This is a genomic window from Nonomuraea sp. NPDC049129 (assembly GCF_040648495.1).
GTDB lineage: Bacteria > Actinomycetota > Actinomycetes > Streptosporangiales > Streptosporangiaceae > Nonomuraea.
In genome coordinates this window covers 550,484-576,331 of sequence record NZ_JBEZDU010000002.1, presented here as the reverse complement: position 1 = coordinate 576,331, position 25,848 = coordinate 550,484, and the positions used below count along the sequence as shown (strand labels likewise).

Genomic DNA, 25,848 nt, shown 5'->3' with positions numbered 1-25,848 from the left:
CGAGGTCGCTATAAGGACCGCAGGTGGTCGACGTCATTAAAGGACAGCAGCTCCAGACGGCCGTCCAGCGCCTCCCACGTCGAGACGGACGCGTTGAGCACGGGCGCGAACTCATCCATGGCGGCCAGCTCGGCGTCCGGCGTCTCGGCGATCACATGCCGCAGGGTCAGCACCACCGCGTCGTGCGCGACGATCAGCACCCGCCGCCCAGCGGCCCGCGCGCCCAGGTCACCGACCGCCGCACGCACCCGGACCGCCACGTCACCCACCGACTCACCGCCCGGCGGCCGATAGTCGTAGTCCCCCGCCGCCCGCTGGCGGGCCAGTTCCTCGGGATGGCGCCGCCCGATCTCCGCCTCGTTGTACGGGGCGAGCATCCCCCGCTCCCGATCCCTGAGCCGCTCGTCCGTCGTCACCGGCAAGGTCCGCCACACCTCTGAGGCGCTCGCCCAGGTGTCGAGCGCACGCTGGTAGGGCGAGCACCACACGAACTCGGGCGCCTCCTCCTCCGGCAGCGCCCCCAGCAAGTGCCCGAGCGCCCCGGCCTGCCGCCGGCCCAGGTCCGTCAGGGTCACCTCGTCATCGCCACGCTCGTAGACGAGTGGCGTGTCGCCCGCTCGCCGGTAGGCGGCATTCGCCTCGCTTTCGCCATGTCGTACGGCGAGGATCCGCGACGGTCCCATGTAGTGCATGGTGTCATAGATGCGCCGGGCGCCTTTACAAAGTAGATCTGTCTCTGCGGAGGTGGGCCTGACCTCCGCCGCACCCTCTCCCCCGAACGTGAAACCATTCCCGGCGAAAGGGCAACAACTGGCGTGATAGTGCACAATCCCCGTTACGGAGCGGAACGCTTACCGGTTCCACCAGACCTCTTCGACGACTACTTCGCCGACATCCACCGCTACGTCGCCCGCCGCCTGTCCGAGGACGTGGCCGACGACCTGGCCGCGGAGGTGTTCGCGATCGCCCTGCATGGGGGATACGACCCGTCGATCGGCGCTGTACGGCCCTGGCTGTACGGCATCGCGACCAATCTCGTCGCGCGGCATCGCCGTACCGAGATCCGGCGGTGGAAGGCGATCGCCAAGGCGGCGGAGCGCGATGTCGCGAGCCACGAGGACGAGGTGCTCGACCGGGTGGACGCCGCCCGCTACACCGGGCCGCTGGCGGGGGCGCTGGCCGGGCTGAAGCAGCGCGACCGGGACGTGGTCCTGCTGGTCGCGCTGGGCGGGCTGAGCCATGCCGAGGTGGCGGCCGCCCTGGGAATCCCTTTCGGAACCGTCGCGTCCCGGCTGAACCGGGCGCGCAAACAACTGCGCAGGGCACTCGGCTCCGTCAACCCGCTGAAGGAGGACTCCGATGGATGAGATGGACCTGCTCGCTCGCGCCCTGCCCGACGCTCGACCGCCGTCGCCCGAAGTCGTGGCGCGCGCCCGCGCCCGCTCGGCCGCCGCCCCGGTCTCTCGGGCCCGGCCTCGCCCGTGGGTCCTGTGGGCGCCACTGGCCACGGCCGCGATCGTGGCCGTGGTCTTCGCGCTGGTGACGAACCTGGCCTCCGCTCCTGCCGTGCTCAAGCCGCCGAAGGTCAACCAGGAGCTGTTCGACCTGGCCGACAGGATCGAGAAGCTCCCGGCGGAGAGCAACACCTACTGGCGCGAGGTGGAGATCGACGGCAACTACCTGTCCACCGGCGGCTACACGCTCGTGGTGAGCGGGCGACGGGAGACCTGGCAGCCGCGCGACCCCGCCGATCTGGCGCTCATGCAGGTGTGGCGGCGGGAAAGCGCCCGCCCGGCCACGACCGCGGACGAGCGCGCCTGGCAGGCGGCGGGAGCTCCCGGCCGGGTCAAGGGCCGCTGCGAGTACGGCGGGCCGTGCCCTTCCGTTCCGATCGCCGATCAGCCGCAGGACTGCAGGTACAGCTCAAAGATTGATCCCACGGGAACGTATCCTGACCGGACGATCAGCGAGTTCACCATGGCCGATCTCGCGGCCATCCCCGCCGATCCCACCAAGCTCATGGAGCGGCTTCACTCCTACCACGAGATCTGGAAGGGCCGCGGCTTCACGGAGCCTTTCGAGAAGTTCCTGCCTACTACCGCGAACCTCCTCCACATGCCGATCAGCCCCGCCACGCGCGCCGCGATCATCCGCGTCCTGGCCGGTCTGCCGACCACCAAGGTCGTCGGCACGGTGACGGACCCCCTGGGCAGAAAGGGCATATCCGTGGACACCGGCGAGGCGGGCGGCTCCCTCGTGTACTCCGACAAACCACGTAAGGAGCTACCGGTCTACCACAGGCTGATCCTCAACCCCGGGACGGGGGAGACACTCTCCTCCATCACCTACGCGGCTCGCACGGCTCTGGGGGCGACAAAGGGTGAGGTCATGAGCTACCACGCTCGCGGTCCCGAGTCGGGCTGGTCCGGCCCACCGGCTTCTCCCCCGAAGGGATGCACGAAGGGGAAATAGGGGGTGTGAACCCCGGCGGCGGAGGGCGCGCGGCCGGGGTTCAGTGGTCACACCTGGCCGCGCGGCGGCATGGCGGCCAGCACCTTGGCCAGGGCCTCGGCCAGGTGGGCGGCGTGGCGGGGATCGTCCATGAGCATCGACTGCCGGACCCAGACCACCTCCCGAGCCGCCGCCTCGGCGGCCGGGCACGGCTCCACCCGCGCGCCCTCCCTGACGAGCGCCGCCATCGTCCCGAGCGGCGGGTACCCGCCTTCGAGCGGCACCCCCTCGGCGGCCATGGCGGCGAACAGGAACTCCCGGTCCACCGGCTCGTGGAAGCGGAGCATGAGCAGATGGCGGGAGTCCCGGGTGGTACCAGGCGGCCGCGGCACCACACTCACCGAACCCACACCCGCCGACTCACCGCCGTGCGCTACGCACCACTCGGTGCCCAGTTCGTGTTCGGCGGCGGCGCAGAAGGCCTCGCGGCGGGCGATCTCGGTGTCGAGGCGGTCGAGCCAGGGCAGCAGGAGGGCGGCCTGGATCTCGGTGAGCCGGAGGTTCCAGCCGACCGATGGGTGGCCGTACCACTGACCGCCGAGCCGACGGCCGAGGTTGCAGACCGACCAGATCGCCTCGTACGCGGCCTCGTCGCGGCAGACGATCAAGCCGCCCTCACCCGCCGTCATGGCCTTGCTCGCCTGGAAGCTGTACACCCCGGCATCGCCAAGGCCGCCGACCGGGCGGCCCTTGTAGGTCGCGCCGTGCGCCTGGGCGGTGTCCTCGACCACGACCAGGCCGTGGCGGGCGGCCAGCGCGTTGAGCGGGTCCATGTCGGCGGGGCTGCCGGCCAGGTGGACGGGCATGATGGCGGCCGTTCTGTCCGTCAGCGCCGCTTCGACGGCCTCCGGGGAGAGGTGCAGGTCCACCGGGTTCACGTCGGCGATCACGGGCGTGGCACCGGCCAGGAGCACCGCCGTTGCTGAGGCGACGAACGTGTAGGCGGGCACGATCACCTCGTCGCCCCGCCCCACGCCCAGACCTCTCAGCGCGGCGAACAGGCCCAGTGTCGCGTTCCCGACCGCCACGCCGTACGGCACGCCGGACCTGTGGGCGAACGCGGCGGTCAGGTCCGTGACCGTGGAACCACCCTGGGTGGCGCCCCACTGGCCACTCTCCAGGACCTCGGTGACGAGAGCGCGCTGGGCCGGGTCGAGCGGCGGCGGCCACGCGGGCCAGGGCGCCGAGCGGACCGGCGTACCGCCGTGGAGGGCGAGTGTCACGGGGAACGTCCCTTTCGATGCGACGTCGGGGAAGGCCGGGGAAGGTCGAGGAGGCGGGCGAGGTTCGCGCCCTGGACGAGGGTGCGGTCCGCGTCAGTGAGCGGGGCGAGAGCGATGCGGCCGAAACCGGTGCGCAGGTCGAGGAAGCAGGCGTCCGAGCCGAACAGCACCCGGTCCGCCCCGATCATGTCGACGAGCCGGGCGATCCAGCGGCCGGTCATCTTGGAGCCGCAGATCTCCAGGTAGAGGTTCGGGTGGTCGGCCGCCAGACGGGCGGCGCGGGCGAAGCCGTACGCCCAGAGCCCGGTATGCCCCATGAGTAGCGGCACCGCCGGATGGCGGGCGGCGACGGCGGCGAACTGGGCGGGGTCGCTCCACGGCGAATCGGTCTGGCCGTGGGCGAGAACGGGCAGGCCGAGCTCCCACACCGGGTCGTAGAGCGGGTCGTCCAGACGGCACTGGTGTACGTCGGGATGCAGCTTCACGCCCCACACGCCCTCCAGGGTCAGGGGCGTGCGGTGGTGCGGGTTGTAGACCTGCCAGACGCCGAACCGGCCGGGGAAGCGCTCGGCGATCTCGACAGCCAGCCGGTTGCCGCGTACGGCGTCCGGGCCGACGGCGAGCAGGTGGCTGATGCCCATCGCGGTGACGCCGATCCGGTCCATCGTGGCCACCAGGCCGTCCGCGGACGGATCGGGGATGAGGAAATCGGGCCAGTCGCCGACGTGACCGTGCGCGTCGAGCACCACATCAGCCCGCCCAGGAAGAGAGCTCACGTCGGCCGGTTCAGGAAGGAGGGTCACAGCAGCCCGCTCAGGGAGCCGGCGGCGATCAGGTCGACGGCGGTCGGCTCCAGGTCGAGGTGGTCGAGGAGGAAGCGAGGGCCGCAGTCGTCGGCGATCGGTGCGCCCGTACCGAAGACCAGCCGGTCCGCCCCGAACCGGTGGGCGAGCCATTCGACGCCGCCCTGGGTGTTGACGGTGCCGATCTCCAGCCAGAGGCGGCGGGTCTCCGCCATCAGTTCGGCCACCGCGCGCAGGCGGCGGTAGCCGGGGTTGAGCAGGAGGACGCGCTGCTCGGGCAGCCGCTCCAGCAGTGTGCGGAGCTGGGCGGGCGACGTCTCGTCCAGGTCGATCGCGATGGGCAGGGCGATGGCGGCCAGCCAGCGCAGGGCGATCGGGCCGGTGAGGTCGAAGCGGTGGCGTTCGGGGCAGAGCCTGATCATGCGGACGTTCCACCCCAGCACCTCGTGAACCGCGACCGGCGCGGACGCCCCCGTCACGCCGGGCACCACGACGGGCACCGGGATGAGCCGGGGGTCGTCCAGTCTCAGGAGGGCCTCGTTGCCCGCCTGCGCGTCCGAGTAGAGGCTGAGCGTGTGGGTCACACAGGCCCGGTCGATGCCCAGCCGGTCCATCTCGGGCCCGGGGTCCGACGGCAGGTCGGCGAACGGTACGGGGCCGATCAGCCGGTGGGCATCGATCACTGATTTCGGCACAGACCGAAATCTAGCCAGCGGTCGCCGGGATGGTCAAGGGCGGGCAGCCGGGGTCGAGCCTGATCCGGGCCAGGTTCCGCCCCACCAGGGCCCAGGCCCGCCAGCTGCCGGGCTCGAAGTGGAGCTGGGGGTTGGTGTACCACTCGTCGCCCAGGCCGGTGGCCAGCAGCTTGGCGTCGGTGCCCAGTTCGTAGGCGTTGCCGCCGCCGAAGAAGGTGGACACGAACACCTTGCCCCGATGCGCGGTCAGCTCTCCGTAGCCGGCGAGCTTGCCCTGGCTGACCACCTTCTTGGTGGCCAGGTCCAGCGCGATCCAGGCTCCCGAGTCGCGCTTGTACACCCCGTACAGCAGCCCGCGGTGCACCTTGATGTCCTGGAACGTACGGAAATTGGCGACGGGATCGACCTGCCAGAGCACCTTGCGCTTCCTCAGGTCGAAGGCCGCCACGGACGCCGAGGTCTTGACCGGCGGAGTGCCCCCGCCGCCGAGCACGTCGCCGCCCAGGTAGACGACGCCGGTGCCCAGCGACAGGCTCATCAGGCTCTGGCCGGGGATGACGTCCACGTACACGTCCATCTTGCCGGTGTCCGGGTCGACCACGGACAGGGCGCCCGACAGCTTGGCGCCGAGCGGCGCGGAGGCCACCAGGAGCTTGTCGGTCAGCGGGTCGTACTCGATGTCCCATGGCCGCTGCTGGTCGTGGCCCAGGTAGCCGAGCCCGCGCACCTGGTCGGTGCGGATGTCGATGGAGAGGATCTGCCCGCTCGGGTACATCGCCGCGTAGATCTTGTTGCCACGCCGCACCAGGTCCTTGGGCTCGCCGGGCAGGCGGAACCTGCGCTTGGCGCCCGTACGCAGGTCGCGGACCTCCATGGAGAAGTGCCCGCCGATGTAGAGGGCGCGGTTGGGCACGAGCAGCATGCTCTGCGGCCGTTCGGCGCCGGCGGGTATTCCGGCCTCGATCAGGTCCACGAACTCCGACTTGCCCGTACGCAAGTCGAGCCACCACATGCCGCCGCTGCCCGAGACGCCGAACAGGGTGTTGTCGTCGAGCAGTTGCAGTCGCCTGGTCTCGTCGCCGAGGGACGGCGGGTCGGCGATCTTCGTGAGCGTGGCGTCGCCCGTCCGGTAGCGGTAGACGGCGCCGTCCGGGCGGGTGGTGGCGTAGACCGTGCCGTCGGCGGCCACCGTGAGCATGTCCAGGCTGCCCTCCGCCAGGGCGGGCTGCCGGAGGTCGGTACCGTCCTTGCGCACGTCGATGAGGGTCCCGCCGCTGGCCGCGAGCACGCGGTCGCCGTACTCGGCGACGGCGCCGAAGCCGGTGGGGCCGGTGGCGAGCCGCGTGACCGCGCCGGTGGCCCGGTCGATCGACATGAGCTGGGCCTTGTCGAGCAGGCCCGCGTAGACATGGTCGGCGTCCGCGGCGATGGCCCTGACGTAACGCTCGCCGGGCGCCAGTACGCCGAAGTTCCGGACCGCGCCGGTGCTGGGAACGTACTCCCAGACCTTGCCGTCCGGGTACGTCCCCGCGTAGAGGGTGCCGTCGGGCGCCGCGGTCAGGCTCCAGACGAAACCGCCGTTCTTCCCGAACGAGTACAGGTGCTTCACCTCACCCGTCGCCGGGTCGAAGCTGTAGAGGTCGGGGACCGGGTACGTGCCGACATAGATCTTGCCGCCGGACACGGCGGTGGCCCAGCCACCCTCCGCCTCGCCCGCCGCCGGGCCGTCGGGGAGCGTGACGCTCCTGACGACCTTGCGGGTGGCCAGGTCGATCTCCGCCAGTACGGGCGGCTTGGGGCCGCGTTCGACGACGTAGGCGTGTCCTTCGTGGACGACGGCGCCGACGATCGCACCGGTGACCGACGCCGGTCCGAACGTCTCCACCGCCGGGCTCTCACAATTGGCGACGGCAGCGGCTTCGGCGGTGGGGGCTGTGAGGAGGGCGGGTAACAGGCCGGCCACGACGACCATGAGTGAGCGGAGCATGTGGGCCTCGCGTTCATTTCTGAGCAATTATGGCCCTGACCGTAATCTTCTGCGCGCCGTTCGTCAATGGCATGATTGGCCGCATGGCGATTAGGGACAAGGCCGGTATGGTGTTCGACGCTTGGGGGCTGATCGGTGGGCTGGAGGTGGCCCTGGACGTCGACGTGCTCGTGGGCGCCTACCCGGACCGCGACGGGCCGCCCGGGACGCCGGCCACCGTACGGGCGATGCTGGCGGCGCACCGGATCCGGGCGGGGGCGGTGGCGAGCCTGCGCGCGGCACTCTTCGACGTACGCTCGGGCAACGACGCGACCCTCGCGCTGGCCGCGCCCGATGATCTGACGGCGCCCGGCGCGGCGGCGTCCGGCGGAGGTTCGTCTGCGGCGTTCGTGCCGGTCGGGGTGGTGGATCTGCGGGATCCCGTGGGTGCGGGACGGGAGATGGACCGTCTCGCGGCGGCGGGTGTCCGGGCGGTCCGGCTGTTTCCGGACGAGCAGGGCGTGGAGGCCGGTTTTCCATCAGTCCGGCATGTCGCCCGGCGGGCGGCGCGGCTGGATATGACGGTCCTGACCGGTGGCGACGTACGCAGGTTCTGGCAGCCGTTCGCCGGACTGGAGGCCAGGGTGGTCTTCCTCGACACGCACTTCTACCATCTGGGCGACTTCCTGGTGGCCGCCGCCGACGAGCCCGGCTTCCACACCTCCACCCGCCTGCTCAACTCCCCCGACGCGCTGGAGACGGTCGCCGCGGAACTCGGCGCCGACCGGCTGCTGTACGGCTCGCGGACCCCCCACTACGAACCCATTGTCCCGCTGCTCAGGCTGGCGACCAGCGGCCTGAAGCCCGACGAGGTGGCCGCCGTGGCGGGCGGCAACGCCAGGAGGCTACTCGGATGATCATCGATGTCCACGCCCACTGGGGCCCCTGGTTCTTCACCATGGACGTGGCGGGGGCGACCCTCGCCACCATGGACCGCTACGGCATCGACCGGGCCATCGTGTCGTCGACCGAGGCGGTCATCTACGACGCCCCGGCGGGCAACCGCGCCCTGGCCGCCGCCCTCAACGACCAGGGCAACGGCGGGGTCGGCGGGCGCGGAGACGGCCCACACGCCAGACGTGGAGCCGCCCCAGACAGCGGGCGCGGAGACAGCCCGGACGGCGGGATCGAAGGCGGCCGACATCGGTTGTACGGCTATGTCACCATCAATCCCCGCAGGCTCCAGGAGGCGGTCCGGGACTTGGCCGAGTACCTGCCTACCGGCCGGTTCGTCGGTGTCAAGATCCACACCGACTACACGGGCTCGCCCGCCACCTCGCCCCAGTTGCGCGACGCCCTCGAACTGGTCGCCTCGGCGGGCTGCCCGGCGCTGGTCCACACCTGGGGTCCCTCAGTGCTCGACCTGGCCCAGGTCTGCCTCGACACGCCGGGGCTTCGGGTGATCGCCGGGCACATGGGCGCCGACGGGTTCAGGTACGCGATCGAGGCGGCCAGCGCCTGCGACCGTCTCTACCTGGAGCCCTGCTGGTCCCACGCCCCGGCGGGCCGCATCGCCGAGGTGGCGGCGAACGTGGACGCGCGGCAACTGCTGTTCGGCACCGACGCGACGCTCATCGACCCGTCATCGGCCTTCGGCTCGGTCGCCGCGGCGAACCTCACCGGCGAGACGGCCGAGCGGATCGCGTGGCGCAACGCGGCGGAACTGTTCGGCCTGGAGACGGCCCTCTAGCGGCCGTCCGGGGGATCCGAGGCGGTCCGGGGGATCCGAGGCGGTCGGGAGGGGTCCGAGGCGGTCGGGAGGGGTCCGAGGCGGACTGCCAGAGGGGCGGCGGCCTCAGCGGCCCGAAGCCTTCTGGACATTACGGCCTGGTCCGTTATAGCGTGCGGCGCAACTTCACCAAGGGAGCCGCACATGATCCCCCGTCGTCGTTTCCTGCGAGCGGCCGCCGCGGCCGCCTCCCTCACCGCCGTACCGGTCATCCAGGCCCGGACCGCCGCAGCCCAGTCCGGCGCGGAGACCAGGAGCAGCCGCGAGCCCGAGGGCACCGTCACCGGCCTCGGGCCCGCGAGCGTCGCCAGCCCGCTGGGCAACGGCGAGTTCGTCGGCGGCATCCTGTACGTGGGCTCCCGCGGCCTGTCTCCCAATGTGGTGGGCGCCTACGACTTGGCCAAGGATTCGGTCACCACCCATTTCGACATCCCCACCGGTGTGGGGATCTGGGCGATGTGCCGGGTGGGCACCGACGTCTACGTGGGCACGCACGCCCGTTCCGACCTCTACCGCATCGACACCGTCGCGGGACAGGTGACGAAGGTCGCCGAATACCCCGACCACTACATCTGGACCATGGCCTCCTCCCCCGACGGCAAGGTCTACATGGGCACGTCGGAGCCGGGCCGCGTCTGGGAGTACGACCCGGCCACGGGCACCAGCCGCGACCTGGGCCAGCCCGCCCCCGGCGAGGCGTACGTACGCAGCATCCAGGCCGACGACAAGTACGTCTACGCGGGCGTCGGCTCCCACGCCCACCTCGTCGCGATCGACCGGGCGACCGGCGAGAAGCGGGAGTTGCTCCCGGCCGCCCTGGCCGACCGCGACTGGGTGTCGAGCATGAACATCTCCGACACCCACATAGCGGGCGGTATGAACTCCCTCGCCGAGCTGGTCGTCCTCGACAAGACCGCGCCGGGGGACTACAAGCTGGTCAAGGCCACGGCTCCGGGCGAGAAGTACGTCGTCGCGGTGCTGATCCACGACGGCTACGTCTACTTCTCCGGCCGCCCTTCGGGCACCTTCTACCGCTACGAGCTGGCCACGGGCAAGCTGGAAGCGCTCGGCGTGCCGTACTTCGAGGCGCTCACACACCGGCTGCTGGCCCACGAGGGGCGCGTCTACGGCATCCAGGACAGCGCGGTCTTCGTGTACGACCCCGCGACGGGCACCCTCGACTACCTCAACCTGGTGCAGCGCGGGCTCAAGGCGGCGCCGGAGGAGCCGATGTCGGTCCATTCCGACGGCCGCCGCGTCTACGTGGGCGGCAAGGGCGGCGCCGACGTCCACGACCTGGCCACGGGCAAGGTGAGCAGGCTGGGCATCTCGGGCGAGCCGAAGACGCTGCTGACCGTCGGCGGCACCACCTACCTCGGCGTCTACACCCAGGCCGCGCTCTACTCCTACCGGCCGGGGGACGCGGAGCCGAAGCTGCTGGCCCGTACCGGCAACCAGCAGGACCGGCCGCGCGACCTGGCCTACGACGCGCGGACGGGCCTGGTCGTGATGCCCACGCAGCCGGAGCCCGGCCACATGAACGGCGCGCTGTCGCTCTACTCACCGCGTACCGGCACGTACGAGACTTATCGTCCCGCCGTCGAGCGGCAGACCGTCTACTCCGTCGCCACCCGCCTCGGCACCGCCTACCTCGGCACCACCACCCAGGAGGGCCTCGGGCTGCCGCCCGTCACCACGAGCGCCAGGCTGGCCGCGTTCGACCTGGTCAAACGGAAGCTGCTGTGGCAAGTCGAGCCGATCGCGGGCGCGCGGTACATCGCCTCCCTCGCGCTGGGCCCGATCACCCTGTACGGCATGGCGAGCACGGGTGAGGTGTTCGAGTTCGACCTGATCCGCAAGAAGGTCACCAGGACGCTGAAGGTGGGCGCCAAGGGCGGCGAGCTGTTCGTCACCGGCCGCGTCGCCTACTGCACCGACGGCGACAAGGTGTACAAGCTGGACCTGGTCACGTTCACGGCGAAGACGATCGTCGAGGGTCTGGCCGGTCAGTGGTTCGGCGGCGAGCCCAAGCTGGCCCTGGACCCCTCCGGCCAGGCCCTGTACGGCGTGCGCGGCCGCGACCTGGTCCGCATCGCCATCTCAGGCCGCCGCTGACCCCGTCAGACCGAGAGCCGTCGCTGAGCCGACAAAACGAGCGCCAAGCCCGTCAGATCCACCCACGTTCCCTCGCCGCCATCCCCGCCTGGAAGCGGGTGATGGCGTTGAGGTCCTGCATGAGGTCGTGGATGCGGCGCTGCACGGTACGCAGCCCGAGCCCGAGCGCCCGCGCGATGCCCTCGTCGGTCAGTCCCCCGGCCATCAGCGCCAGCAGGTCCCTGGCCAGCTCGTCCGGGCCGTCGGCGGCGGGCGGCCGGGGCACGGCGCGTAACGGGAAGCCGCGCAGCCACTCCCGCTCGAACAGCGCGATCAGCGCGTCCAGCAGCGCCGAGTGGTGCAGGATGAACGCCGCGTCGATCGAGTACGCCCCGTTGCGGATGGGGATCAGCGCCAGCGCGTCGTCGGCGATCCACATCTTCACCGACGCGTCCGCCACCACGCGCGCCTTCTCGCCGCGCGCCGCCGCGTCCTGGATCAGCTCCAGCCGGCCGGGCATCGCCAGCACCTCAAGGTCGTAGACGCTGCGGTAGTCGACGCCCGCCTGGATCATCCGCTGCTCCCGCTCGACGTTGTTCGAGTGGTCCGGCATGACGTACGGGGGCTTGTCGATGTTGCGGAACATGCTCTGCGCGCTGTCCTGCAGCGCGTACGCCCGGCTGATGATGTTGTCGGTGCCCATGACCACCTCCACCTGCTCGGCCGGATGCGCCGCGTAGCGCGAGGCCCGCTGGAACGACGCGGTGAGTTCGTGGATGGCCGTCCGCACCTGGTGCAGCTCCTCCTCCTGGCGGCTGAGCATCGGCCGGATGGCGATGTCCGGCGCGACCGCCACGTACCGGGCGCGGCGGCCGGGCAGGCGGCTGGCCAGCCCGCGCCTGGCGAATCCGGCGAGCGTGCGCGCGGCCAGCGGCGTCGACACCCCGCAGTGCGTGGCGAGCTCGGCGGCCGATGACCGCGGATTCTCGACGAGCATCGTGTACAGGCGGCTCTCGGCCGGTGACAGGCCGATCGCTTCGAGCATGGCGGCACCCTTCTGACCGATGGCGGGATACCGCCACCTGGCGGGTTTTGGCCCCTCCGGCGTACTTGTGCCCTGACTGATTCCCAGATTAGGTCAGCGAGGAAACGATCTCCACCGCACAGGAGAGTGCCGTGCGCATGCTGTCCACCCCCCGGCGACGCGGTCTCGGGGCCTTACTCGCGTTCGCGCTGGCGGTGCCGCTGGTCGCCGTAGCCGAGCCGGCCACCGCCGCGCCCGCCGCCGCACCCGCCGAGGCGCCCGCCAACGGGTCCGCCAACGCGCCCGCCGCCGTCAAGGCACCGGGTACGGCGCCCGTCAAGATCACCCTGGTCACCGGGGACACCGTCACCTACTCCAAGGACGCCGCGGGCCGCGCGGCGGTCGTCGTGGACCCCCGCGACGGCCACGAGGCGACGACCTACCAGGCCCAGCAGGACGAGCACGGCTACTACGTGATCCCCACCGACGCCGGGCCTTACGTCAGCAGCGGTCTGCTGGACAAGGAGCTGTTCAACGTCGACTACCTGGCCGTCAACGGGTACGGCGACGCCAAGGCCGATCGGCTGCCCCTCATCGTCCAGTACCAGCCGCAGGTGAAGTCCGGCGACGTTGCGGGCAAGGCCCGGTCTCTGAAGGGCGGCGCGGAACCGCTGGTCCTGAAGAGCATCGACGGCGCCGCGCTGAAGGTCGACAAGAAGCAGGCCCGAGCGTTCTGGCAGTCCGTAACCGGGGAGACGACCCCGTCGGAGGCCAAGGCGAAGGCGGCCCCCGCCCTCGAGAGCGGCCTGCGCAAGGTGTGGCTCGACGGCAAGGCCAAGGCGCTCGACGACGTCAGCAACCCGCAGATCGGCGCGCCGAAGGCGTGGGCCGCCGGGTTCGACGGCACCGGCGCCACGGTCGGCATCATCGACACCGGCATCGACGCCCGGCACCCCGACCTTCAGGGCAGGATCGCCGAGGCGCGCAGCTTCGTCCCGGCGGGCAGTCCCGGCGGCGGCGACCCGGCCAACGTCTCCGACAAGTTCGGCCACGGAACCCACGTGGCGGGCATCATCGCGGGCAGCGGCGCCGCGTCCAACGGCCGCTACAAGGGCGTCGCGCCCGGTGCCCGGCTGACCATCGCCAAGGCGCTGGACGACACCGGCAGCGGCAACAACTCCGAGATCATCGCGGCGATGGAGTGGCAGGCGGCCACCGAGCACGCCCGGGTGGTCAACATGAGCCTGGGCAGCAACGGCGCGACCGACGGCACCGACCCGCTGAGCCAGGCGGCCAACGACCTGACCGCCGAGTACGGCACGCTGTTCGTGGTCGCGGCGGGCAACTCGGGCCCTGACCGGTTCACCGTGGCCGCGCCCGGCGCGGCGACCTCGGCCCTCACGGTCGGGGCGGTCGACTCCGCCGACAAGATCGCGTCGTTCTCCAGCCGCGGCCCGCGCCTGAGCGACGACTTCGCGATCAAGCCGGAGATCACCGCGCCCGGCGTGAACATCATCGCGGCCCGCGCGGCCGGGACCTCGCTCGGCGAGGGCAGCAGCGTCCCGGGCGGCGGCCCGATCGACGACAACTACACGGCGGCGTCCGGCACCTCGATGGCCACGCCGCACGTGGCCGCCGCGGCGGGCATCCTGGCCGCCCAGCATCCCGACTGGACGCCCGACCAGCTCAAGACCGCCCTGGTGGGCACCGCGCAGCCCCTTGACGCCACCTCGCCGTACGACCAGGGCGCCGGCCGGCTGGACATCGGCCGGGCCGTCACCCAGCAGGTCTTCGACGACCTGTCGGCGGTGTCGGCCGGGTTCACCGACCCGTACACCGGCCAGACGCTCACCAAGAAGGTGACCTACCGCAACACCGGCAAGGACCCCGTCACGCTGGCCCTGTCGGTGGCCCTGACGCACGACGGCACGCAGGCGCCCGCCGGGATGGCCACGATCACGCCGTCGTCGGTGACCGTCCCCGCCGGCGGCACCGCCGCCGCGGACCTCACCATCGAGCCCAAGCTCGGCGACCCCGGCTGGTACGAGGGCCGCCTGACGGCGACGGCCGGGACCGACCGGCTGACGGCCCCCATCGCCTTCCGTAAGCAGGCCCAGATGGACACGGTGCACGTCAAGCTCGTCGGCAAGCCCGAGTGGACGAGGCTGAACCCCGGACCGCTGGCCGTGATCAGGGTCAGCGACACCGATCCGATCCTGGCCGGCGAGCCGCTCACCGTGGTCACCGAGAACTGGCGGACCACCGACGTGCCCGGCACGGTGCAGGTGGACGTGAAGCTCGCCCACGGCGGCGTCTACTCCATCAGCGCCCAGCCGTGGTGGTACACCATGCCGGCCCGCCAGCTCCAGTACGGCCTGCTGATCGCCCCCGAGACCAAGCTCACCGGCGAGACCACGATCACCCTGGACGCGACGAAGACCGAGCAGTTGCGGATCAGCACGCCGCGCGAGTCGGAGCCGGTGTTCCTGAACGTGATGAACGTCCGCACGACCGCCTCGGGACGGATGTACGCCGGCGCCTCGCTGCTGAGCTACGAGCCGGCCATCACCGGTAACTACTGGGTCACGCCCCTGACGTCCAAGCCGACCGTGGGCACCTTCACGTTCCTGTTCGACCAGATCCGCCGGGCGCCGGAGGTCTCGCTGAGCGTGCCGGGCCTGTCGCTGCACCCGCGCTACGTCAGTGAGCACGACGCCCTGGTGCCCAAGTTCGCCGCCGACCAGCGGCTGAGCCTGACCACCATCGGCGCGGACATACGCGGCAAGCTGGTCTACCTCCCCGCCAGGAACTCACTGCAGCTCCTCCTGACCGACATGGAGACGGCGATCAAGGGCGGGGCCGCGGGTGTGATCACCAGCGACCGCTTCGCCTGGATCCTCAGCGCCGACGCCTACCTCGCCCAGAACAAGCTGCCCCTCCTGTGGCTCGACAGCGCCGAAGCCGACACCCTCGGCAAGGCCATGGCCCGCAAGCCGTACCCGGCCGGCAAGCTGACCGTCCAGCCGACCAGCCCGTTCGAGTACAAGCTGGCCTACTACGTGAAGGGCGTCACCGCCGGCCGCCTGACCTTCGCCCCGAAGGCCCGCGACCTGACCGCGATCGACACCACCTACCACGCCCAGTTCCCCATGCAGGCGGGGAGGTGGGGGCCGTACCCGAACTTCAACGAGGTCGACCACACCTACATCCCCGTCCAGCCGCTCAGCGTCCGCGGCTCGCACCTCTTCAACGCGCCCGTGACCCGGACCGAGTACTACAACACGACCGGCAGCGAGGTGCTGTGGCAGCGCGGCTATCAGTTCCGCGACCCCGCCACGGACACCACTCGCCTGGCCATGTCCGAACGGGGGTTCACCCGCGCCACCCAGGAGCGGGAGGACTGGAACGAAGCCCTCATGCCCACCCAGATCACCGCCGGGCCTGACCGGCCGGACTGGGTCGATCCGGGGATCTTCTGCGACGGCTGCCGCCAGGGCGACCGGATGCGGGTGCGCGCGCTCGTCCCGGCCGGCCTGGGCTACTACACCGACGCCTCCGACCCCAGCCACACCTACGTGGGGGCGCCGGGCGACGAGCAGACCCACCTGTTCAGCGGCGAGACGGAGGTGCAGCCCCAGTACGACGAGATCGGCCTGCCGTACTACAGCGTGCCGGCCGGGTCGGGCACGTACCGGCTGACCGATGTGTGGAAGGACGGGTTCACCGGCAAGCACCCGGGCACCAGCGTCGAGTCCACCTGGACGTTCCGATCCGCCCGGCCGGCGAAGGACAACGCCCCCTACCCCTGTCTGGACGGCTTGCTCTTCGGCGACAAGCAGCCGTGTGCCCGGTTGCCGCTGATCCAGCTCCGGTACCAGCTCAACCTGCCGGGGAACGACACCGTGGCGGCCGGCCGGCCGTTCGCGTTCACCGTCAAGGCCGAGGGCGGCGCGTCCGCGCTGCGGGTCTGGACCTCCGCCGACAAGGGCGCCCACTGGACGCCGGCCGTGGTCCTCCCGGCGCCGGGCGGCTCCTACAAGGTCCTGGTGGTCAACCCGGCCGGCAGCATCACGATCAAGGCCGAGGCGAAGGGCAAGGACGGCAACACCGTCACGCAGACCGTCGCCGACGCCTACTTGGCGAGGTAGCCCCCCGCCCTCGCCACCGCGGCCCGCTCCTGCTCCGGCAAGGGCGGGCCGTACGGGTCGTGGGCGTGGGACTCCGGGATGCGGCCCTCGGCCGCCGCGAGCCACAGCATGCGCTGGACGTAGCCCTCCATGGGCTCGGTGAAGGTGGCGGTGGCCAGGCGGTCCAGGCGGCCCGACGCCGCGTCGAAGGCCCGCAGGTCCGAACCTCGGTAGGCGGCCATGACCGCGGCCGTGACCGGGACCGACGCGGCCGCGAGGCCCACCAGGGCGGCCTCGGCGCCCCACAGGAGCGACGGGCCGAACATGCGGTCCTCGCCGGTGATGGCCAGCCTGCCCGCCTCCCTCGCCAGGGTGATGGCACGCTGGCAGCCCATGGCGTCGGACAGCAGCGCGGTCTTGATCCCGGCCACGCCGGGATGCCGGAGGAGGTCCCGCATGGTCTCGGGCGGGCAGGGCCGGGTGTAGAGGTCGAAGGCGATCATGGGGATCCCGGCCGCCCGCCAGATCGCCTCGTGGCCGCCCAGCCGGTCGCCCTCGGCGGGGAAGACCAGGACGCCATCGGCACCGAGCCTCGCGGCCACCCGGGCCTGCTCCTCGGCCTGAGCGACCCCCCCGGAATGCGCCGACGAGCCGCCGACGCCGACGATGACCGGCACGCCGAGCGCGACCGCGCGCTCGATCACGGCGGCGCGTACGTCCGGACTCAGGTACGGCCCGCGGCCGGTGTGCGCGAGCACCGCCAGCCCGTCGGCGCCGTCCTCGACCAGCCCGGCGAGGTAGCGCGACACCACGCCGAGATCCACCTCGCCCGACTCCGTCATGGGGGTGGCCGCGGCGGCGAGCAGCGTGCCGCGAAGACGATCACGGAGGACTTGTGCCGAAATATCCACCCGAGAGAGCTTATTTCAGCCCAGTCATCGCGATGCTGTTGACCAGGTACCGCTGCAACAGAAAGAAGACCAGCAGGCACGGCACCACGGAGATCGCCGCCGACGCCATCAGCACCGACAGCTGCATCTCCTCGGTCCGCAGCGTGGTCAGGCCGACGGTGAGCGTACGGGTGGCGTCGCTCTGCCCCACGACCAGTGGCCACAAGAAGTCGTTCCAGTGCCACAGGAACACGAACACGCCCAGCGTGGCCAGGACGGGCCGGGTCAGCGGCACCACGATCGTCCAGTAGACCCGCAGCTCGGAGGCGCCGTCCACCTTGGCCGCGTCGAACAGCTCGTCGGGCAGCCCCATGATGAACTGCCGCATCAGGAACACGGCCTGCGAGTTGGCCAGCGTCGGCACGATCAGCCCCCAGAACGTGTCCACCCCGTCCAGGCTGTTGACCAGCACGAACGTCGGGATCAGGGTGGCCTGGAAGGGCACCATCATGGTCGCGAGGAACGTCCAGAACATCGCCTGGCGGCCGGGGAAGCGCTTCTTGGCGAACGCGTACCCGGCCATCGAGGCGGTGAGCAGGATGATCACCACCGAGACCACGGAGTACACCAGCGAGTTGACCGTCCACCCCACGAAGCCGGAGGCGGACAGCACCCGCGTGAGGTTGTCGAGCGTGAGCGAGTCCGGCCACTGCGCGGGCAGGGTCGGGGCGCCCGCGGGCGACAGCGCGACGATCAGCATGGCGGCGAACGGGCTGACGGTCAGCACCGACAGCACGCCGAGCAGCGCGACGAGCGGCCATCTCTGCCGCGTGCGCGTCATGTGTTCCCCCGGTCCAGGAAGCGGCGCTGGATCAGCGACACGATGAGCACCAAGGCGAACAGGACCATCCCCCACGTGGCGGCGTAGCCGAAGTCGAAGGATCTGAAGCCGTGGTCGTAGATGCCGTAGATGAGGGTGTAGGTGGCCCTGGCGGGACCGCCACCGGTCATCACGTAGACGGTGTCGAAGGTCTGGAAGGCGCTGATCGTCTCGATCACCAGGACGAAGAAGAGCGCGGGCTTCAGCAGCGGCAGCGTGATCCGGCGGAAGCGCTGCCACGCCGAGGCCCCGTCGACCCGGGCCGCCTCCAGGTAGGAGCCGGGGATGGCCTTCAGCCCGGCCAGCAGGATCAGCATGGAGTAGCCGAAGCCCTTCCACGCCGACACCACGGCCAGGGCCGGCAGCACCAGCGACGACTGCTCCAGGAAGGCCACCGGGCCGAGCCCGGCCTTGCCCAGGACGCCGTTGATCAGGCCGTCGAACTCGTAGATCCACCGCCAGATGACGCCGGCCAGCACGAAGCTGGTCACGTACGGCAGGAACAGCATGCCGCGGAACAGGCCGCGCAGGAACACGACCTGGTTCAGCAGCAACGCCGTGCCGAGCGAGACGAGCAGGGTGAGCGGCACGTAGACGGCCACGTACACGAGCGTCACGCGCAGGCTCGTCCAGAAGATCGTGTCGTCGAGCAGCCGGGCGTAGTTGTCCGCGCCGACGAAGCTCCACTCCCCGCCGATGTTCCAGTTGGTCAGGCTCATCCCCGCCGCGCCGAGGGCGGGGAAGATCCGGAAGATCAGGAAGAGCACCAGCACGGGCAGCACGAACAGCAGGCCCGTGACCGGGTCACGCAGGCGTTGGCGCATCCCTATCCGCCGTTGCCCAGCAGCGCGTCGGCCTCCTTGGCCGCCGCGTCGAGCGCCGTCTTCGCGTCCTCCTTGCCGAGCAGGGCCGCCTGGATGTGCGGGGCGATGACGCCCATCACCTGGCGGGCCTTCGGGTGGGTGTCACCGGGGAAGGCGTACTGCAGCGACTTGGCGAACTCCGTGGCCGCGGCCGACTGCCCCGGCACGGTCACGTCGGTACGGGCGGGGAAGAAGCCCGACTCCGCGGCCAGGCTCGCGGCGACCTCGGGCGAGGACAGGTAAGTGGCGAACTTCTTCGCCGCGTCCTTGTTCTCGGCGTGCTTGGCCAGCACCAGGGCACCCGGGATGCCGAACGCGACCCGCTTGACGCCCTCCAGCGGCAGGCCGATGCCGACGTTCTCGGCGCCGATCGCGGCGCCGAGCTGGGTGGCCTGCAGGGCGGTGGCCGCGTGGTACATCGCGCTCTTGCCCTTGGCCAGGGCGCCGCCCTCGACCTCGTTGCCCTTGCTGGCGGTGTCCTCGGGCAGGCCGCCGGCGGCCTTCAGGTCGAGCAGCAGTTGCAGGCTGTCGACGCCCTGCTGGCTGTTGAAGGCCACCTTCTTGCCGTCGGGGGCGAAGACGCTGCCGCCGTTGGCCCACAGGATGGGGTAGAAGCTCTGGTTGAGGCTGACCTCGGGCTTGCCGGGGTAGTCGAGCACGGCGACCTTCTTGGCGGCCAGCTTGGGCGCCGCCGCCTTGAGCTCGGCCAGCGTCTCGGGCACCTTGTCGACGCCCGCCTCGGCGAACAGCTTCTTGTTGTAGATGGGCGCGGTGATCGTCTGATAGATCGGCACGCCGTACAGCTTGCCGTTCACGGTCAGCGCGGTGAGCGCGCTGGGCAGGTAGGTCGCCTTGTCCTTGCCCACCACGTCGTCGACGGCGTCGATGGTGCCCTGCTGGGCGTACTGCGGGATCTGGTCGGGACCCAGGACGACGAGGTCGAAGCCCTTCTTCGAGACCAGTGCCGTGGTGACCTTCTCCTGACGGCCCTCCCACGGCTGCTGGTCGATCTTGATGTCGATCGTCGCGTTCTTGGCCTCGAAGTCCTTCTCGACCTTGGCCCAGAACGCCTGGCTCTTGGCCTGGTCCCCGATGACGGGGTACATCCAGAGGGTCACGGTGCTCTTGTCCGAGCCGCTGGATCCGCACCCGGCGGCGGCGAGGGCCAGGGCGGCCGTCAGGCCGAGTGCCGCTGTCTTCCTCATCGGCGGATTCCTTTCGAGTAATACCGGTCCTGACCGAAACCTAATGACGAGGACCTCGTGCGGTCAATGGGCGATACCTGAACGTAACTACGGCCTCCACCGTTAACGCGCGGTGAATCGGGTGATCTCGCGGGCGACGGCGTCGGCGTGCTCGGCCGTGTAGTTCTCGTTCCAGTCGATGATCAGCAGCGTCTCGGCGACCAGCCGCTCGGCTTCGGGGCACGGGTTCGGGACGTAGCCGTCGAGCGGGTAGCGCGAGGAGCCGTAGATGGGCCGATCCCACAGTGGGGCGCGGTTCAGCGGCTCCTCCAGGTAACCGGCCCGCGCGGGTATCCCGGCCGCGGCCAGGTGCGCGGCCAGCTCCCGGGCGTCACCCTCCGGCCGCACGATGGGGAACAGCCACCAGGCGTGCCCCTCCGGGCGCGGCAGCCGTACCCCTGGCAGACCCTGAAGGGCGTCGAGCAGCCGTACGGCCGTGCTCCGGCGGGCCGCGACGACGCCGGGCAGCTTGGCGAGCTGGGCCCGCGCCACGGCGGCCTGCAGCTCGGTCATGCGGTAGTTCAGGCCGAAACCGGCGTGCGAGCGCCCGGCCGCCCGGTCCCAGCCCTTGTCGGCGAACAGCCGCATCCGGCGCGCCAGCTCGTCGTCCTCGGTGAGCGCCAGGCCGCCGTCGCCGCAGGTGATGTGCTTCCACTGCTGCAGGCTGAGGGTGGCGACGTCGCCCACCGTGCCGGACGGCCGGCCGTCCGGCAGCTCGGCGAGCCACGCCTGGGCACAGTCCTCGATCAGCGCCAGGCCGTGCTCGTCGGCCAGCGCCCGCAGCTCGGCCACGCGGGCGGGCGCGCCGAACAGGTGGACGGCCATGATCGCCCGCGTTCGCGGGCCGATCAGCTTGGCCACCGCGCCGGGGTCGAGATTGCCGTCCGAGGGATCTACATCCGCGAAGACAGGGACCGCGTTCTGCGCCAGGATGGGGGCCACGGTCCCGAAGTCGGTGATCGGCGTCGTGATGATCTCGTCTCCGGGGTCCGGCGCAGCCGCCACGACCGACAGATGGAGGGCCGCGGTGCCGGAGCCGCACGCGACCGCGTGGCGCACGCCGTACAAGGCGGCGACCTCGCGTTCGAGCGCTCTGGTCTCGGTCCCCCAGACGGAGCTGAGCATGCCCGAGCGGATCACCCGCGCCGCGGCGGCGACCTCCTCGTCGCCGAGCGTACGGCCGGCGGCCTCGGCCATGGACGGGAACTTCACAGGGGCACCTCACAAGTTATAATTGCGGTCTTGACCGAAAACAGCGAGAGGGAGGCGTGGGTGGGAATCGTCATCGGGGTCGTCGGCCCGCATGATCTGGTCGACGACGTCGCGGCCACCTGCGAGGAGCAGCCCGGGGTCACCGCGCTGCGCCTCGACTACGACCACGAGTCGCAGGCGCCCGCGATCGTCGAGGCGCACGCCGCCGCCGTGGAGGGATGGCTGTTCACCGGCATCGTCCCCTACATGCTCTCCCGCGACGCCGAGGTGCTGAGCCGGGCCGCCGCGTTCGTCGACTACTCGGGCGCGACACTGCTCAGCGCCCTGGTACGCCTGCAGCACGAGGGCCAGGACGTCACCGGGCTGTCCATCGACACGCTGCCCGCGGCCGACGTGGTGGCCACGTTCGCCGAGGCCGGGCTGCCCGCCGACACGCTCAGGACGCTGCCCTACCGGCCGGAGATGACCTCCAAGAAGGCGATCGCCTTCCACCGGCGCGGCCCCGCCCATCCGGTGATCACCTGCCTGAGCTCGGTGCACGAGGCGCTGCGCGGTGAGATGCACGTGCTGCGCCTGGCGCCGTCCGTCCACTCGGTCCGGGTGGCGCTGCGCCAGCTGCTGCTGACCGCCGAGGGGCAGGCGCAGGAGGACGCGCAGATCGCGCTCGGGCTGATCGAGGTCGAGAACGAGGAGGGACTGCTGCGCGAGGCCACCGCGCTCGGCGGCACGCTGGCCGCCTTCCGGGGCGGCACCCATCTCCTGGTGACCACCCGGGGTCCGCTGTACGACGCCACGGGCGGCTTCACCGGCCTGCCCATGCTGAGCCGCCTCGCGGCGCAGAATCAGGTGGTACGCGTGGGTTTCGGGCTGGGCCGCAGCGCGGCGGAGGCCGAGAGCCTGGCCCGCCGGGCCCTGGCCCGCGCCCGGCGCATCGGCGAGGTCGCGGCGGTGCTGTCGCTGCGCGCCGACACGGACATCGTCCTGGAGTCGGTCGCCGGCGTCCCGGAGTCGGAGCGCAACCTCTCGGTGATCGCCCGCCGCGTGGGGCTGTCGGTGGCGACGATCGAGCGGCTGCTGGAGGCGCGGTCGGCGGCGGGTGACGAGCCGCTGACCACCAGGGAGATCGCCGACCGCCTCGACGTCCAGCAGCGCACGGCCCGGCGCATGCTGCACCGGCTGGAGCTGGCCGGGCTGGCCGAACGCACGGGCAACCTCACCAGCGGCTCCAGCGGCCGCCCCCTGACCCTGTACCGCCTCACACTCTGAGGCGGCAGGCTCGGGGACGGCCGTTTTGGGGACGGTGCCGCTGGCTCGCATGAGGGTCAGGCGAGCCAGCGGGACAGGCCGGCGCTGACGAAGTCGTCGTCCCGAAGCCACGGGTAGGCGGCCCAGATCCGGTCGAGCTCCGCGAGCTGCCCCGGTGAGAGCTCCTCCGCCGGGTCCAGGCACCAGCGCCCCGCCAGCAGCCCCTGGCGGCGCAGCACCTCGTGGATGCCGGGGATGCAGCCGTGGAAGGCGTTGGCCGAGTCGAAGATGGCGGCGTTGGCGTCGGTGAGGTGACCGTCGAGGGTGAGCAGCCGCCGCATGGCCGCGTCGTCGCCCGAGCGGGCCAGCTTGGCCTCCTCCAGCAGTTCGACCGCCCGCCGTACCCAGACCGCCCACTGACCGAGCAGCCCGCCGACGAACTCGATCTCCACCTCGTGGCCGTCCACGACGACCCGGTGGGTGGTGACGAGATCGGCCAGGATGTGGTCGTCGTTGCCGGTGTAGAGGGCGACCTCGGCCGCGCGACCGGCCCGGACCACGCCGTGGAGCACGTCGAGCGTGCGATAGCGGTCGAAGGGGGCGACCTTGATGCCCACCACGGACTCGATCGCCGCCAACCGGGTCCAGAAATTTCGTGACAAAGGGCGTCCGCCGACCGCGGTCTGCAGGTAGAAGCCGATGACCGGCAGCACCTCGCCCACCGCCCGCGCCCGCTCGATCAGCCCGTCCTCGTCCAGTTCCCGGCACGGGCTCAGCAGCACCATGTGGTAGCCGAGCGACCTGGCCAGCTCGGCCTCCGCCACGGCCTGCCGCGTGGTCCCGGTCGCGCCCGCGACCAGGACGACCTCGCGCTCGTATTCCCCCGCGGTCCGCGCGGCCAGCTCCAGCACCGGCGGCAGCAGGTCGGTGCCGTGGATGGCGAACTGCGTGGTGTGCACGCCCACCGCCAGCCCGCCCGCGCCCGCCTCGACGTAGTAGCGGGTCAGCGCCCGCTGCCGCCGCTCGTCCAGCTTCCGGTCCTCGGTCAACGCCAGCGGGTGCGCCGGAATCACCAGGCCGCGCCGGAACAGCTCGCGCACGGACGTCTGCGCCTCTGGAATCGTGCTGAGCACGTCGGATCCCCCTTGGGTCAATGGGCCGGGCACGCGGTTAGAAGCGGCCGTCACGGCGTTCGAACTTGGTGGGCTTGCCGAGCAGCGGGCCGCCGTCGGCCACCCAGCGCGCCGTGTGCTCGATCAGCTCGGCGGGCGTGAGCTCGGGGTAGCCGAACAGGCGGTGGCACTTGCCGGCGTTCGACAGCAGCGCCGTGGGCGCCTCCTCGCCGCTGAACACCGGCTCCTTGCCCAGGGCCGCGCCGAGGTCCAGCGCCGCCTGCCGGACCGAGACCAGCTCGGGCCCGGTCACGTTGAGCACGTACGGCGGTGACTCGGCGAGCAGCAGCGAGCGGAGCACGACCTCGTTGGCGTAACCCTGCCAGACGACGTTGACCTGGCCGGTGGCCAGATCGATCGGCTCCCCGGCCAGGATCTTCCCGGCCAGGTCGACGAGCACGCCGTAGCGCAGCTCGACGGCGTAGTTGAGCCGCAGCAGCGACATGCGGATGCCGTACGTCTCCGCGAAGTGCGACAGCACCCGCTCCCGGCCGAGGCAGCTCATCGCGTAGTCGCCGACCGGCCCGGTCGGCGAGCCCTCCGTGCTGCCGCCGCCCACGGGGACCAGCGGGTAGACGTTGCCGGTGGACAGGGCGGCGATCCTGGCGTCCCTGAACCTGTCGGCGACCCTGCCCGGCAGGTACGCGTTGGTGAACCAGGTGGCGTGCTCCCGGCCCTCGGTGCCGAACTTGGCGCCGACCAGGAACACCACGTTCGGCGCGTCGGGCAGGTCGCGCAGCGCCCCCTCGTCGGCCACGTCGGCGGCCACCACGGTCGCGCCGTCGTCCTGGAGCGCCTGGGCCAGCCCGGGTTCGGAGAACCGGGACACCGCGATGATCCGCCGGTCGCCACGCGTGGCGTTGAGCGCCAGCCGGACCAGGCTCGGGCCGAGCTTGCCGCCCGCGCCGAGGATCAGGATGTCGCCGTCGAGCCTGCTCAGGTCGTCGACGAGGGCGGCGCTCGGCCGCGCCAGCCGTTCCTCGAGTTCCGCTGTCGTCCGCACGCGGTCTACCTCCGTTACGTCATTTACGGTCCAGACCGTAACTGCGGCGGAGTTCGGCTGTCAATGGGCGCCCTCGGACGCCTGTCGGCGGGCGTCCTCGGAGGCCGGGCAACGGGTGGTTCGCGCGCCGGTCGTTGGGCGCTCTCACGAGCCGGTCATTGGGTGGTTTCGCGGGCCGCGACCAGTACCTCCAGGATGGCCCGGGTCTGCGCCCACGGGACGGGGCTCGGCGCGCCCCCGATCATGGCCAGGAACGCCTCGATCGTCCCCTCGTAGCCCAGGCCCTTGACGTGGTCGTCGCCGCCCTCGATCACGACGGTGTCGGTGCCGCCGCGCCGATGGATGGTGATGGAGTAGGACTCCTCGTCGGAGACGCCGAGGATCTCGACCGTGCCCGTGACGCCGCTGTCCCAGCGCAGGGCCATGACGCCGGTGTCCTCCGAGCGCAGGCCCGCGTAGTGCCTGGTGGCCGAGGCCGCGCCGGCCAGCCGTACGTCCGGGCCGAACAGCGCGACCAGCAGCTCCACGCCGTGGATCCCCATGGTCACCATCGTCCCGCCGCCCTCGCCGGGGGTGTCCTGCCAGGCGTTGTAGCCATTGGCCCAGAGGCCGACGTCATGCCGTACGGTGGCCCGGACCGCGAGCACGTCGGCGGGGTCCACCCGCAGCCCCGCGAAGGCCGGGGCGAAGCGGAGCACCGAGCTGGACAGCACGCGGTCGTGGATCCGCAGCCGGTCCAGCTCGCGCAGCTGGGCGCGGGTGGCGACGGCGGGCTTGTTCACGAAGCAGGCCGCGCCGGTGTCGAGCACGGCCGCCAGCGCCCCGGGCACGCGCGGGCTCGGCACGGTCAGCACCACGCCGTCCGGCTCGGCGGCCAGCAGCGCGGCCAGGCTCGGCAGCACCTCGGCGCCGGGGTGCTCGCCGGTGAAGCGGCTCAGCCGTTCCGGGTCCTCCTCCCACACCAGCAGGTCCGCGTGGCGGGCCAGGGTACGGGCGTCGGTGAAGGGATGGCTAGTGGCGAGACCGGCTAGGGCGACACGCATGGCTGGCTCCATTTCGCGACATTTCAGGAAATCTCAAGGAATCTCAGGAAATGGAGCCCATCAT

21 protein-coding genes are annotated in these 25,848 nt (G+C 71.4%); 7 read left to right on the top strand and 14 right to left on the bottom strand.

The window, feature by feature from the left end; translation table 11 throughout:
- Nucleotides 1-8: 8 nt before the first annotated feature.
- Nucleotides 9-683 carry a histidine phosphatase family protein gene (locus AB0B64_RS07690; protein ID WP_357941254.1) on the bottom strand — a complete coding sequence of 225 codons (675 nt, stop codon included), beginning with the start codon at nt 681-683 and terminating at the stop codon, nt 9-11.
- Between the two features lie 138 nt (nt 684-821).
- Between AB0B64_RS07690 and AB0B64_RS07685 the strand changes: the two genes are divergently transcribed.
- Nucleotides 822-1,367 carry an RNA polymerase sigma factor gene (locus tag AB0B64_RS07685; RefSeq protein ID WP_357941252.1) on the top strand — a complete coding sequence of 182 codons (546 nt, stop codon included), beginning with the start codon at nt 822-824 and terminating at the stop codon, nt 1,365-1,367.
- Nucleotides 1,360-2,472 carry a CU044_5270 family protein gene (locus tag AB0B64_RS07680; protein ID WP_357941250.1) on the top strand — a complete coding sequence of 371 codons (1,113 nt, stop codon included), beginning with the start codon at nt 1,360-1,362 and terminating at the stop codon, nt 2,470-2,472. The genes AB0B64_RS07685 and AB0B64_RS07680 overlap by 8 nt, the downstream gene beginning before the upstream one ends.
- A gap of 47 nt (nt 2,473-2,519) precedes the next feature.
- On the opposite strand, the gene AB0B64_RS07675 is transcribed toward AB0B64_RS07680, so the two are convergent.
- Genes AB0B64_RS07675 through AB0B64_RS07660 form a run of 4 tightly spaced genes read right to left on the bottom strand, consistent with a single transcriptional unit; the run spans nt 2,520 to nt 7,219 of the window.
- Nucleotides 2,520-3,734 carry a DegT/DnrJ/EryC1/StrS family aminotransferase gene (locus AB0B64_RS07675; RefSeq protein ID WP_358175488.1) on the bottom strand — a complete coding sequence of 405 codons (1,215 nt, stop codon included), beginning with the start codon at nt 3,732-3,734 and terminating at the stop codon, nt 2,520-2,522.
- Nucleotides 3,731-4,510, bottom strand: a complete 780-nt coding sequence (locus AB0B64_RS07670) for an amidohydrolase family protein (protein ID WP_358175485.1) — start codon at nt 4,508-4,510, stop codon at nt 3,731-3,733. Before AB0B64_RS07670 ends, AB0B64_RS07675 begins: the two co-directional genes overlap by 4 nt.
- A gap of 23 nt (nt 4,511-4,533) precedes the next feature.
- Nucleotides 4,534-5,232, bottom strand: a complete 699-nt coding sequence (locus AB0B64_RS07665) for an amidohydrolase family protein (RefSeq protein ID WP_358175482.1) — start codon at nt 5,230-5,232, stop codon at nt 4,534-4,536.
- Nucleotides 5,233-5,242: 10 nt separating this feature from the next.
- Nucleotides 5,243-7,219 carry a hypothetical protein gene (locus AB0B64_RS07660; protein ID WP_358175479.1) on the bottom strand — a complete coding sequence of 659 codons (1,977 nt, stop codon included), beginning with the start codon at nt 7,217-7,219 and terminating at the stop codon, nt 5,243-5,245.
- A gap of 83 nt (nt 7,220-7,302) precedes the next feature.
- Between AB0B64_RS07660 and AB0B64_RS07655 the strand changes: the two genes are divergently transcribed.
- The 3 genes from AB0B64_RS07655 to AB0B64_RS07645 all read left to right on the top strand — a co-directional run bounded on the left by AB0B64_RS07655 (nt 7,303) and on the right by AB0B64_RS07645 (nt 11,102).
- Entirely contained in the window at nt 7,303-8,115 is an 813-nt protein-coding gene (locus tag AB0B64_RS07655) for an amidohydrolase family protein (protein WP_358175476.1), read from the top strand.
- A complete protein-coding gene (locus tag AB0B64_RS07650; protein ID WP_358175473.1) occupies nt 8,112-8,948 on the top strand; it encodes an amidohydrolase family protein in 837 nt (278 codons plus the stop codon). The genes AB0B64_RS07655 and AB0B64_RS07650 overlap by 4 nt, the downstream gene beginning before the upstream one ends.
- 183 nt (nt 8,949-9,131) lie before the next feature.
- Nucleotides 9,132-11,102 (top strand): hypothetical protein, encoded by a 1,971-nt coding sequence (locus AB0B64_RS07645; protein ID WP_358175470.1) that lies wholly within the window; start codon nt 9,132-9,134, stop codon nt 11,100-11,102.
- Between the two features lie 52 nt (nt 11,103-11,154).
- Here AB0B64_RS07645 and AB0B64_RS07640 read toward each other — a convergent pair whose 3' ends face one another.
- Nucleotides 11,155-12,126: a helix-turn-helix domain-containing protein gene (locus AB0B64_RS07640; RefSeq protein ID WP_357941234.1), complete on the bottom strand. Its 972-nt coding sequence runs from the start codon at nt 12,124-12,126 to the stop codon at nt 11,155-11,157.
- A 137-nt stretch (nt 12,127-12,263) separates the two neighbouring features.
- Here AB0B64_RS07640 and AB0B64_RS07635 point away from each other — a divergent pair, with 137 nt between their 5' ends.
- The gene (locus tag AB0B64_RS07635) at nt 12,264-16,253 is read left to right on the top strand and encodes a S8 family serine peptidase (protein ID WP_358175983.1); all 3,990 of its coding nucleotides are present in this window, start codon (nt 12,264-12,266) and stop codon (nt 16,251-16,253) included.
- Here the strand turns inward: AB0B64_RS07635 and AB0B64_RS07630 are convergent.
- The 5 genes from AB0B64_RS07630 to AB0B64_RS07610 form a co-directional block, all read right to left on the bottom strand.
- Complete coding sequence (locus tag AB0B64_RS07630; RefSeq protein WP_358175468.1) at nt 16,238-17,143, bottom strand: dihydrodipicolinate synthase family protein; 906 nt, start codon at nt 17,141-17,143, stop codon at nt 16,238-16,240. The two genes, AB0B64_RS07635 and AB0B64_RS07630, sit on opposite strands and share 16 nt — an antisense overlap.
- Nucleotides 17,144-17,153: 10 nt before the next feature.
- Complete coding sequence (locus AB0B64_RS07625) at nt 17,154-17,963, bottom strand: carbohydrate ABC transporter permease (RefSeq protein WP_357941230.1); 810 nt, start codon at nt 17,961-17,963, stop codon at nt 17,154-17,156.
- The gene (locus AB0B64_RS07620; RefSeq protein WP_225289419.1) at nt 17,960-18,826 is read right to left on the bottom strand and encodes a sugar ABC transporter permease; all 867 of its coding nucleotides are present in this window, start codon (nt 18,824-18,826) and stop codon (nt 17,960-17,962) included. Before AB0B64_RS07620 ends, AB0B64_RS07625 begins: the two co-directional genes overlap by 4 nt.
- A gap of 2 nt (nt 18,827-18,828) precedes the next feature.
- Entirely contained in the window at nt 18,829-20,070 is a 1,242-nt protein-coding gene (locus AB0B64_RS07615) for a sugar ABC transporter substrate-binding protein (protein WP_357941227.1), read from the bottom strand.
- Between the two features lie 102 nt (nt 20,071-20,172).
- Nucleotides 20,173-21,321, bottom strand: coding sequence for a DegT/DnrJ/EryC1/StrS family aminotransferase (locus AB0B64_RS07610; RefSeq protein WP_358175465.1), 1,149 nt, complete (start codon nt 21,319-21,321; stop codon nt 20,173-20,175).
- 30 nt (nt 21,322-21,351) lie between these two features.
- Here AB0B64_RS07610 and AB0B64_RS07605 point away from each other — a divergent pair, with 30 nt between their 5' ends.
- Complete coding sequence (locus AB0B64_RS07605) at nt 21,352-22,587, top strand: hypothetical protein (RefSeq protein WP_358175462.1); 1,236 nt, start codon at nt 21,352-21,354, stop codon at nt 22,585-22,587.
- Nucleotides 22,588-22,643: 56 nt separating this feature from the next.
- On the opposite strand, the gene AB0B64_RS07600 is transcribed toward AB0B64_RS07605, so the two are convergent.
- The 3 genes from AB0B64_RS07600 to AB0B64_RS07590 all read right to left on the bottom strand — a co-directional run bounded on the left by AB0B64_RS07600 (nt 22,644) and on the right by AB0B64_RS07590 (nt 25,784).
- A complete protein-coding gene (locus tag AB0B64_RS07600) occupies nt 22,644-23,699 on the bottom strand; it encodes a dihydrodipicolinate synthase family protein (RefSeq protein WP_357941221.1) in 1,056 nt (351 codons plus the stop codon).
- 37 nt (nt 23,700-23,736) lie between these two features.
- Entirely contained in the window at nt 23,737-24,741 is a 1,005-nt protein-coding gene (locus AB0B64_RS07595; RefSeq protein WP_358175459.1) for an NAD(P)-dependent oxidoreductase, read from the bottom strand.
- A 155-nt stretch (nt 24,742-24,896) separates the two neighbouring features.
- On the bottom strand, nt 24,897-25,784 hold the full coding sequence (locus AB0B64_RS07590) for a Gfo/Idh/MocA family oxidoreductase (RefSeq protein ID WP_358175456.1): 888 nt from the start codon (nt 25,782-25,784) through the stop codon (nt 24,897-24,899).
- Nucleotides 25,785-25,848 lie beyond the last annotated feature (64 nt).